The sequence below is a fragment of the Streptomyces sp. S4.7 genome (assembly GCF_010384365.1).
Classification (GTDB): Bacteria; Actinomycetota; Actinomycetes; order Streptomycetales; family Streptomycetaceae; genus Streptomyces.
Genome location: NZ_CP048397.1, coordinates 7457171 through 7467253 on the forward strand (window position 1 = coordinate 7457171; position 10083 = coordinate 7467253).

The following is a 10083-nucleotide window of genomic DNA, read 5'->3' on the forward strand; positions in this document are numbered from 1 at the left end:
TGTCTCCGACGACCGAGCCTCGACACGGTGGGAGCGCGCATGGGCGCCGAGGGCACGTTGCGCACGAGTACGCCGGCAGTCGCGATCGACGCCGTCGGCCTGCACCTTCCGGACCGCACCCGGTCCGTCGCAGAGCTGCCCGAACTGGCGGGCCTGGCCGACGCGGACCGTCTCACCTGCCTGCGGCTGGGCATCGACACCGTGGCGGTGGCCGACGGCCTCACCGCCGCCGAACTGGCCGAGCGGGCGGCGAGCGCCGCGCTGGAGTCGGCCGGTGTGCCGGCCGCCGCCCTCGGCGCGCTGATCCTGGTCGAGCCGCGCGCCCCCGAGACCCTGATCAGCTCGGAGGCCACCAGACTCCAGCACGCGCTGGGCGCCGAGACGGCGCTCACCTTCTCGGTCGGCGGCCTCGGCTGTGTCTCCTCCACCCCGGCCCTGCTGGCGGCGCGCGGCCTGCTCGCCGCCGACCCCGGGCTCGGCCCCGTACTCGTCGTCCACGGCAGCAAACCCGCCGGTGAGCACCGCTACCGGCACCCGGTGACCGTCAACGGTGACAGCGGCCTGGCGCTGCTGCTCGGGCGCCCCCACGCCGCGGCGCCGGTCCGCATCCTCGACCTCGCGCAGTACACCAACGGCCGCTACTGGAACCTCTTCGGCCTGGAGTACCGCGACCGGCCCACCGCGCAGTGGCGCGAGGAGTGCACGGACCTCCCCGGGTACTCCTTCCGGCTGGCCATGGAGAGCAGACAGCGCCTCGCCGAGCTGGTGGCAGGTCTGCTGGCGCGCAACGGGCTCACCCCGTCCGACATCGCGGGCCACGTCAGTCAGAACCTCTCGGCCGGCGGCATGGCGTTCACCGAGGAGATCCTGGACGTCACCTTGCTGCCCTCCTGCCGGGAGAACCTGCGCGGCCTCGGACACCTGGGCCCCAACGACACCTTCCTGAACCTCTCCACCGCCCTGAACCGCAAGGAGTTGGCCGAAGGAGACCTGGCCGTACTCATCAACGTGAGTCCGGTGGCGGCGTGGAGTGTCCTACTGGTCGAGATCGGCCCGCAGAGCGGACCAGGGAGCTTCGCATGACTGATCAACACGAGCGGACGATCGAGGAGATCACCCGCTTCCTGACCGACGCGCTGCGCCGCCCCATCGGTCCCGACGACGACTACTTCGCACTCGGGCTGGTCGACTCGCTGTTCGCGCTGGAGCTGGTCACCTACGTCGAGGAACGGTTCTCGCTGACCGTCGAGGTGGAAGACCTCGACCTCGACAGCTTCCGCACCGCGCACCGCCTCACCGCCTTCGTCCTCGGCAAGACCGGCAGCGACGAGCCCACCCGGATCCATGCCGACGATCACTGAGTCCGAGGACGTGACCGGGACCCCGGCCCTGGTCACGGCCGCCGCCGAACTGGCCGCCACGGCCCGCGTACCGGCGGGGGAGTGGGACGCGGACGGCAAGGTCCCGCCGGACGTGCTCCGGAGCGTCGCGGGGACGGGGCTGCTCGCCGCCGACCTGCCCGCCCATTACGGCGGAGCCGATCTGACACCCAACCAACTGGGCGAGGTCGCCGCCCATCTGGGCGGGGTGTGCAGCGCCCTGCGCGGTCTGCTCACCGTGCAGTCGATGGTCGCCGCCGCGCTGCTGCGCTGGGGGACCCGCGAACAACGTGCCCACTGGCTGCCGCAGTTGGCCGACGGAACCCTGACAGCCGGCTTCGCGGCCACCGAGGACGGTGCGGGCAGCGCGCTCGGCGAGGTGCGGACGGAGATCGAGGAGTCCGGGGACGGTGCCACCCTCACCGTGACGGGCCGCAAGAAGTGGATCACGTTCGGGCAGTCCGCGGACGTCCTGCTGGTACTCGGCCGCTGCGCCGGCCGGCCCACCACCGTACTGGTGGAGACCGACCGTCCGGGTGTGCACCGGGAGCCCGTGCGGGGACAGCTCGGCATGCGCGCGGCCGGGATCGCCCATGTCACGCTCGACTCCGTCCGGGTGCCCTCGGACCACCGGATCGGGCCGCCGGGAGCCGGTCTGTCCCACATCGCGGCGACCGCGCTCGACCACGGCCGCTACACGGTCGCCTGGGGCTGCGTCGGCATGGCGGAGGCGTGCGTCGCCGACGCCGCGGCGCACGCCGCCACCCGCGTCCAGGGGGACACGCCCCTCGGCAGCCACCAGTCCGTCGGCGCGCTGCTGGCCCGAACCGCCGTACGGGCCGCCGCCGCGCGCGAACTCGCCGCGCTGGCCGGCCGCGCGCGGGCCGGCGGGCCGGGGCGCGGCGTCACCGAGACGATCATGGCGAAGTACGCCGCTGCCGCCGCCTGCGCCGAGGCCGGAAGCGACGCCGTCCAGATCCTCGGCGCCGCCGGATGCGCGCCGGACAGCCGCGCCGGACGTCACTACCGGGACGCCAAGGTCATGGAGATCATCGAAGGAGCCCAGGAAGTGGCCGAATCCCACATAGCCGCACACCTCTTGCGCCGGTTCGGAGCGGTCGCGTGACCGCCCAGGGGGGCAGGCCGACCGTCAAGTGTCTGGTCTGGGACCTGGACGACACCGTGTGGGACGGCGTCGTACTGGAAGGGGACGATCCGCGGCCCTTCCCGCACGTCCCGTCCGCGCTGAGCACCCTGGACGCCCGCGGCATCCTGCACGCCGCCGTCAGCCGCGGTGACCACGACGCGGCCACCGCCCACCTCGACGCCTGCGGTCTCGCCGACTGGTTCTGCGCCGTGCGGATCGGCTGGGGAGACAAGGCCGCCGAGGTCCGCCGCATCGCCGAGACGCTCAACATCGGCCTGGACACCGTCGCGTTCATCGACAACGACCCCGCCGAACGCGCCCAGGTCAACGCCGAACTGCCCATGGTCCGCTGCTACTCCGCCGAGCTCGCGGGACAGCTCTCCGCACGCCCCGAGTTCAGCCCCGTCCATGTGACGGCGGAGGCCGCGGGCCGGCGCCAGCTCTACCGTACGGAGTGGCGCCGCCGGCAGGCCGAGGAGGAGTCCGGCGGCGACCGGCGGGAGTTCCTCGCCTCGCTCGGCCTCGTCATGGAGATATCCCCCGCCGACGAGGACGATCTCGCGCGCGCCAGCGAACTGACGGTACGCACCAACCAGCTCAACAGCACCGGCCTGATCTACAGCGAGGACGAACTGCGCCGGCTCAGCGCCTCGCCCGACCACCGGATCCGGCTGGCCCGGCTCCAGGACCGTTTCGGCGACTACGGCATCGTCGGCCTCTCCGTCACGGAACTCACCCCGGCGGAGTCGGTGCTGCGGCTGATGCTGATGTCCTGCCGGGTCGCCTCCCGCGGCGCGAGCGCAGTGATGCTGGCGCACCTCATCCAGCAGGCCCGCAGTGAGGGCCGCCGCCCGGTGACGCACTTCGTACCGACCGCCGTGAACCGCAACATGCTGGTCACCCTGCGCTTCGCCGGATACGCACCGGTCGGCGGGCATCCGGTCGGCGCACATTCCGGCGGCGCCGGACCCATGGTCCTCGAAGTGCCCTCCGACCACCCGGACCCGGAGCCCGGCGGCCATGTCCGTCTGCTCGTCCGGAACGCGTGAGGAGGCCGGAAGTGACGGACACTCAGCCGAAGCCGCTGCTGGAGGCGTTCCTCGCCCAGGCATCCCGGGCCCCCCTGGCCACCGCCCTCGTCATCGGCGACACGTCGCTCACCTACCGCGACCTCGCCGACGCGTCCGCCGGTCTCGCCGGGCTGCTGCGGAGAGCGGGCGCCCGTACCGGCAGCACCGTGTGCATCCGACTCGAACAGAGCGCCGTCGCCGTCGTCGCCGTGCTCGCCGCCCTGCGGGTGGGAGCCGCCTGGGCCGCGCTGGAGCCGGACCTGCCCGTGGCCCGGCTGCGCGCCCTCCTCAACGACACCGACTGCGCCGTGGTCATCGGCACCCGCGACGACCACGACCTGGCCCGCCTCCCGGACACACCGCCCCTCCTCGCCGCCGAGGACCTCGACCTCGCCGCCCTGGCCGAGGCCGGCGCCCATGCCGCCGAGGACCCGGCCCCCGCGGTCGCGGAGACCGCGCCCGCCTATCTCATCTACACCTCGGGCTCCAGCGGCCCGCCCAAGGGCGTCCTGGTGAGCCGCGGCCAGCTCGCCGACTCCGTGCGCCCGCGCGGCGGCGTCTACGGCACCGACTCGTCGGTCTTCCTCATGGCGATGCGCCTGTCCTTCGACGGCATGCTCGCCGGGATGTTCTGGTCGTTCTCCCACGGCCACACCGTGCTGCTGCCCACCGCGCGCGAACTGCGACTGGCACCCGAGTTCGTCCTGCTGGCCCGTCGGCACCGAGCGACCCACCTCGTCGTCGTGCCTTCCTACTACCGGCTGCTGCTGGCGGACCCCGGCCGGCTTCCGGACACCCTGCGGGTGGTGGTCGTCGCCGGTGAGGTCTGCACCCCCGAACTGGTCGCGAGCCATCGCGCCCAACTCCCCGGCGCCAGGCTGGCCAACGAGTACGGGCCCACCGAGACCGTCGTCTCCTGCACGGTGGAGGACCGGCCCGACCCGGCGTCGGAGCGCGTACCCATCGGACGCCCGTGGCCCGGCGCCACCGCCCACGTACTGGACGACAATCTGCGCGAGGTGGAGGACGGGGAGACGGGCGAGCTGTACATCGGCGGTGCCTTCGTCGCCCTCGGCTACGCCCGCGCACCCGGGGCCACGGCAGAACGCTTCATCGCCTCCCCGTTCGGTCCGGCCGGAGCCCGGCTCTACCGCACCGGCGACCTCGCCCGCCGCGACGAGAGCGGCGCGCTGCACTACCACGGCCGCACGGACCAGCAGGTGAAGATCCGCGGCGCCCGCGTGGAACTGGGAGACGTCGAGGCCGCGATCGAGGCGCACCCGGCGGTCGACCAGGCCGTCGTGGTGTGCACCGGATCCCTCACCGACGCGCCGACCCTGACCGCCTACCTCACCCCCGCGCCGGGGCACACGCACCCGGACCCCCGCGAACTGCGCCGGCACTGCCGGCTCCACCTGGTCGAACAGGCACTGCCGACCAGCTTCGTACCGACGGACCGGATGCCGCTCACCTCCACCGGCAAGGTGGACCGCACGGCGCTGGCCGCCCTCGTACCCGTGGCCGGGGATCCCCCGCCCCGGCCACGGGACGACGACGGCTGGAGCCACCTCCAGAGCGTCCTGCGGACCGTCTGGGCCGACGTACTGGGACACCCGGACGCGGGCACGGACGACAACTTCTTCGGCCTCGGCGGCAATTCGCTCAAAGTGCTGGAGCTGTACAGCGCACTGGAGGAGCGGTGGCCCGGAACGGTGCGCGCCGGAGAGCTCTTCGACCTCACCACCATCGCCGCCCAGGCCCGTGCCATCGGGGAGCGCGTCGGGGGCGGCAGCGGCGACACCGGAGAACAGGCCCCGCCGGCAGTCCGCCGTCCCGTCCCGGTCGCCTACGAGCTGTGAAGAAGGAGTGTTCCGCGTGAAGGCGCAGACAACCGGTGCCGCCACGGCCGCCATCGCGGTCATCGGCATCGCGACACGGCTGCCCGAGGCCGCCGACCTGGCCACGCTGCGCGCCAACCTGCGCGCCGGCCGGGACTCCGTGCGGCCCATCCCCCCCGAACGCGTCGCCTCCACCGGCCTCGACGCGTCGCTCGACTACCCGGACATGGGCTACGTCGACCGGATCGACCTCTTCGACCACGAGCTGTTCGGCCTCTCCCGGTACGAGGCGGAGGTGACCGACCCCCAGCACCGGCTGGCACTGCACCTCACCCAGGAGGCCCTGGAGAACGCCGGATACACCCCCGCCGCACTGCGCGACAGCCGGACGGCGGTGGTCTTCAGCTCACCCGGCAACGGATATCTGCCGTTCGTGAGCGAGCCGGGCACCCTCAGTCTCATGGGCAACATGCCCTTCGCCCTGCCGGCCCGTATCTCCCACCTCTTCGCCCTGACCGGCCCCTGCTACGGCGTGGACACCGGGTGCAACGGATCGCTTGTGGCCGTACACCAGGGCTGCCGTGAACTCAGGGACGGCGAGGCGGACTACGCCGTGGTCGGCGGCGTGAGCCTGCGTCACTTCATCGCCCCGGCGGCAGCGGCCGACGACTTCCCCGGCATCGCCTCGCCGACCGCCCGCTCCCGTGCCTTCGACGAGGCGGCGGACGGCGCGGGCGCGGGGGAGGGCGGCGCGGTGCTGCTGCTCACCACCCTTGAAAGAGCCCTGGACGAGGGCGCGTTCGTGCACGCGGTGATCCGTGGCACCGCCACCGCGCACAACGGACGTCACTCCGCCACCATCGCCACACCCAGTGCCCGCGCGCAGGCCGACGTCATCGCACGGGCCTGGGACCGGGCCGGACTCGACATCGGGACTGCCGGATACCTGGAGGCGCACGGCTCCGGCACCCGGCTGGGCGACGCCGTCGAGGTGGAGGGACTGGCGCTCGCCAGGCAGGGGAAGCGCAGGCCGCTCGCGATCGGCTCCCTGAAGACCAACCTCGGCCACCTCGACCACGCGGCCGGCATCGCCGGGCTGGTCAAGGCGATTCTCAGCGTGCGGCACGCAGAGCTGTACCCGTCCCTGCACTTCCGGCAGGCCGCGGCGGAGGTCGACCTCATCGGGGCCGAGCTGGAGGTGGTGACCTCACTGCGGCCGTGGCGGACCGAGGGCGTACGGCGGGCGGGCGTCAGCTCCTTCAGCCTCGGGGGTGTCAACGCCCACTGCGTGGTCGAGGAACCGCCCGCGCTCCCCGCCGCCGCCCCGTCGGACGGGGCACCGCGGGTGGTCGGTGTGTCCGGCCGTACCGAAGCCGATCTGTACGCGCTGTGCGAGCGGCTCTCGGTGGAACTGCGCACCAGCCCGCTCCCGTTCGAGGACATCGCCCGGACCCTGAACACGGGCCGGGAGCACCACCCCTTCCGTGTGGGCGTGGTGGCCGACGGGACGCGGCACCTCGCCACCGGGCTGGCCGCCGCGGTCACCTGGGGCCGACTCGACCCGGCGTCCGAACCGCCCGCCCGGCCCCGCGTCGTCCTCCTGCTCTCCGGTGACGCGCGGCCACCGGCCGCGACCGGTGTGCCCGCGCCGCTTCCCGAGACCCTGCGGCTCCCGGCCGCCCACGCCCACGCCGACGCCGTGCGCGGACAGTTGGCCGCCCACGCCGAGTTCGTCCGGGCCGGGATCGCACCGCACGGACTGATCAGCTCCGGATTCTCCCGCTACGCGGTCCGCCATCTGAGCGGCACGCTCACCGACGAGGACATCAGGGATCTCGCGAGCGGCGACGTCACCGTCTCGCCCGTGGACCCGGACCGCCTGCGGGCCGCCGCCGACGAACAACTGGCCCTCGGACCCGTCGTGTTCGTCGAACTGGGCAGCAGCGGGGAGCTGAGCGACCTCCTCGCGGACCACCTGGCCGGCCGTCCCGGCGCCCATGTGCTCACCGCGGGACCCGGGACCGACGGTGTGCTCGGCGCGCTGGCGCGGCTCTACGAACTGGGGCACGACCCGGACTGGGCCGCGCTGAGCCCGGTGGGACGCCGTGTACCGCTGCCGGGACCGCCGTTCCGGGGCGTCCCCTGCTGGGCGCGGAGGGCCGGCGAGATGTTCACGGCGCCCGCCGCCACGCCGCCGGACACCGCGGTGACCCCCCCGGCCCCGGCCGTACGGAAACCCGCCGGGGAACCGCCGGCCCCGGCCCCGATTCTCCCGGCGGAGCCCGCGGACGCGGCGCCGGCGCCGGTCCCGGCCGTTGCCGAGCCGCCGGCCGTGCTCCAGCCGCGCACCGCCGCCACCGCACCCGAGCCGTCCGCGACGGCCACCGCACCCGAGCCGTCCGACGGCCCGGACTCCGCGGCCGAGGTACTGCCCTGGCTGCGTGAGACCCTGGCCGAACTGCTCTACGCGGAGACCGTCGCCCCCGACGACGACTACTTCGCCATCGGCGGCAACTCCATCATCGCCCTGCTCCTCCTCAAGCGCGTCGAGCAGCAATACGGCGTCAGCCTGCGCATGATCGACGTCTACGACCACCCCGCCGTCGCCGATCTGGCCTCCGCCGTACAGGCCGATCTGACGCCGCCCTCGGCCCCGGACCTGTCTCCCGGACCCCAGCGGGCCGCACCCGGCGAGGACACCACCGCACTCCCGCCGATCCGGCGGACCGACGCCCTGGTCCTGTCCTACGGGCAGGAGCGCATGTGGTTCCATCACCAGCTCGATCCGGGCACCACCCTCTACAACCTCCCGGGCGCCTCCCGGCACAGTGGTCCGATCGACCCGGAAGCCATGCGGCTGGCCTGGGAGGACCTGGCCAAGCGCCACGAGGTCCTGCGGTCCAACTTCGTCTCCGTCGACGGCCGCGCACGGCTCGCCGTCCGGCCCGAACTCGGCGACTTCTTCCGCTACGAGGACCTGACGGGCAGGACCGACGCGGAGCGCACCGCCCGCGAGATCATCCGTGTCGAGTCCGAGCGGTCCCTCGACGTGGAACGGGACCCGCTGGTCCGCGTCACCCTGATCCGCCTCGCCCCCGAAGACCACCTCTTCTGCTGGCTGACCCACCACGCGGTGAACGACGGATGGGCGCCGCAGATCCTCATGCGCGAGCTGATGGAGTTCTACCAGGCACGCTGCGAAGGGCGGGAGCACCGCCCGGAGCCGCTGCCCGTGCAGTACCGCGACTACGCGCACTGGCAGCGCGAGCTGATGGAGCACGGGCTGCTCGACGGCCAGCTGCGCTACTGGAAGGAACGGCTCACCGACCCCCCGGTGCTTCAGCTTCCCACCGACCGCCCGCGCGCCGCGCGGATGGACTTCGCCGGCGCCGCCCACGGCCTGACCATCCCGCCCGAGCTGGTCGACCGGCTCCGCAAGGTCGGTGTGGAGGAGTCCGCCACGCTCTTCACACTGCTGCTCACCGGGCTCACGATGACCCTGTCCCGGTGGGCGGACCAGCGGGACATCGTGGTCGGGACCCCCACGATCGGCCGGACCCGTCCCGAACTGTGGGGCCTGCTCGGCTTCTTCAACAACACCATCGCGCTGCGCTCGGACCTCTCCGGGGACCCGGACTTCCGTACGCTGCTGCGCCAGGTGCGCACCGGCGTGATCGACGGACTGGAGAACCAGGAGATCCCCTTCGACGCCGTGGTGCGCGAAGTGGCCCCCGAGCGCGGCCCGGCCCGTAACCCGATCTTCGACGTCATGTACGTCCACCAGACGCTGCCGCCGCACTTCGTCTTCGGCGAGAGCCTGTTCGGTCCGGCCGTGGACGAGGAGGGCGGACCGCTGTTCCCCGGTCTCCCCCCGGGGACGTCCAAGTTCGACATCTCGGTGGTGGTCGGGGAGCGCGCCGGAGCCGACGACCTGGACGTGGTGGTGGAGTACAGCACCCACCTGTTCGACCGGGACACGATCGCGGCGATCACGGGCTCCTGGGTCGACCTCCTGTGGGCGGCGACCGGGGACACCGGTCTCCCGCTCTCCGCGCTGCCCGGCAGGCCGGCCGGGCAGGAGACGGACGCCGGGGCCGGTCTGCGCCCGTTCGAGCTGCCCACCGACCGGCCGCGCCCCCAGGGCGGCGGCAACGGTACGACGGCCCGTCACGAGGTGCCACTCCCCGACTCCCTCGCCCCGGCCCTCGACGACGCGGGCCTGCTGGCCGTACTGGTCACCCTGCTGACCGAGCGCGCCGAGTCCGACGAACTGGTGCTCGGCCTCGTCCGGCCGCACACGGCTCCGCTGCCCCTGCGGATCGACGTGACCGACGAGCCCTCGCTCACGGAACTCACCGGCCGGATCGCCCGGTTGTCCGCCGAAGCGGAGGCCGGGCCGCTGCCGGGGGCGCCGCTGCCCTTCGACATCACCGCGGACCTCCGAGGTGTCGGGGGCGCGGCCGACGGCCCCGCCCCCGACCTGCACTGGATCGTCGCCGACCACTGGATCGCCGTCGACTACCGCACGGAATTGTTCGACGAGGCGACGGTGCTTGCCCTGGCCGACGACTTCGTCACCCTGGCGCGCGCCGCGGCCGCGTCCGCCGAATGACAGCGCGAGCGTGCACCGAACGGGAAGGAACCACACG

Annotated in this window: 6 protein-coding genes; all 6 read left to right on the plus strand. The window is 73.3% G+C overall.

What is annotated here, in order from left to right:
- Positions 1 to 27 precede the first annotated feature (27 nt).
- From SSPS47_RS32800 to SSPS47_RS32825, 6 genes are read left to right on the plus strand one after another with little or no spacing between them, the layout of a single operon-like run.
- Positions 28 to 1083, plus strand: a complete 1056-nt coding sequence (locus tag SSPS47_RS32800) for a 3-oxoacyl-ACP synthase (RefSeq protein ID WP_239065158.1) — start codon at positions 28 to 30, stop codon at positions 1081 to 1083.
- Positions 1080 to 1361, plus strand: coding sequence for an acyl carrier protein (locus tag SSPS47_RS32805; RefSeq protein WP_164254063.1), 282 nt, complete (start codon positions 1080 to 1082; stop codon positions 1359 to 1361). The genes SSPS47_RS32800 and SSPS47_RS32805 overlap by 4 nt, the downstream gene beginning before the upstream one ends.
- Complete coding sequence (locus SSPS47_RS32810) at positions 1345 to 2505, plus strand: acyl-CoA dehydrogenase family protein (protein WP_164254064.1); 1161 nt, start codon at positions 1345 to 1347, stop codon at positions 2503 to 2505. Before SSPS47_RS32805 ends, SSPS47_RS32810 begins: the two co-directional genes overlap by 17 nt.
- Positions 2502 to 3575 (plus strand): HAD-IIIC family phosphatase, encoded by a 1074-nt coding sequence (locus tag SSPS47_RS32815; RefSeq protein ID WP_164254065.1) that lies wholly within the window; start codon positions 2502 to 2504, stop codon positions 3573 to 3575. The genes SSPS47_RS32810 and SSPS47_RS32815 overlap by 4 nt, the downstream gene beginning before the upstream one ends.
- An 11-nt stretch (positions 3576 to 3586) precedes the next feature.
- Positions 3587 to 5455, plus strand: coding sequence for a non-ribosomal peptide synthetase (locus SSPS47_RS32820; RefSeq protein ID WP_164254066.1), 1869 nt, complete (start codon positions 3587 to 3589; stop codon positions 5453 to 5455).
- Positions 5456 to 5471: 16 nt separating this feature from the next.
- Positions 5472 to 10046, plus strand: a complete 4575-nt coding sequence (locus tag SSPS47_RS32825) for a condensation domain-containing protein (protein ID WP_164254067.1) — start codon at positions 5472 to 5474, stop codon at positions 10044 to 10046.
- Positions 10047 to 10083: the final 37 nt, after the last annotated feature.

Excerpts from the sequence above, each read along its gene's own strand:
- SSPS47_RS32805 (WP_164254063.1), top strand. The coding sequence starts at position 1,080 with ATGACTGATCAACACGAGCGGACGATCGAGGAGATCACCCGCTTCCTG.
- SSPS47_RS32810 (WP_164254064.1), top strand. The coding sequence starts at position 1,345 with ATGCCGACGATCACTGAGTCCGAGGACGTGACCGGGACCCCGGCCCTG.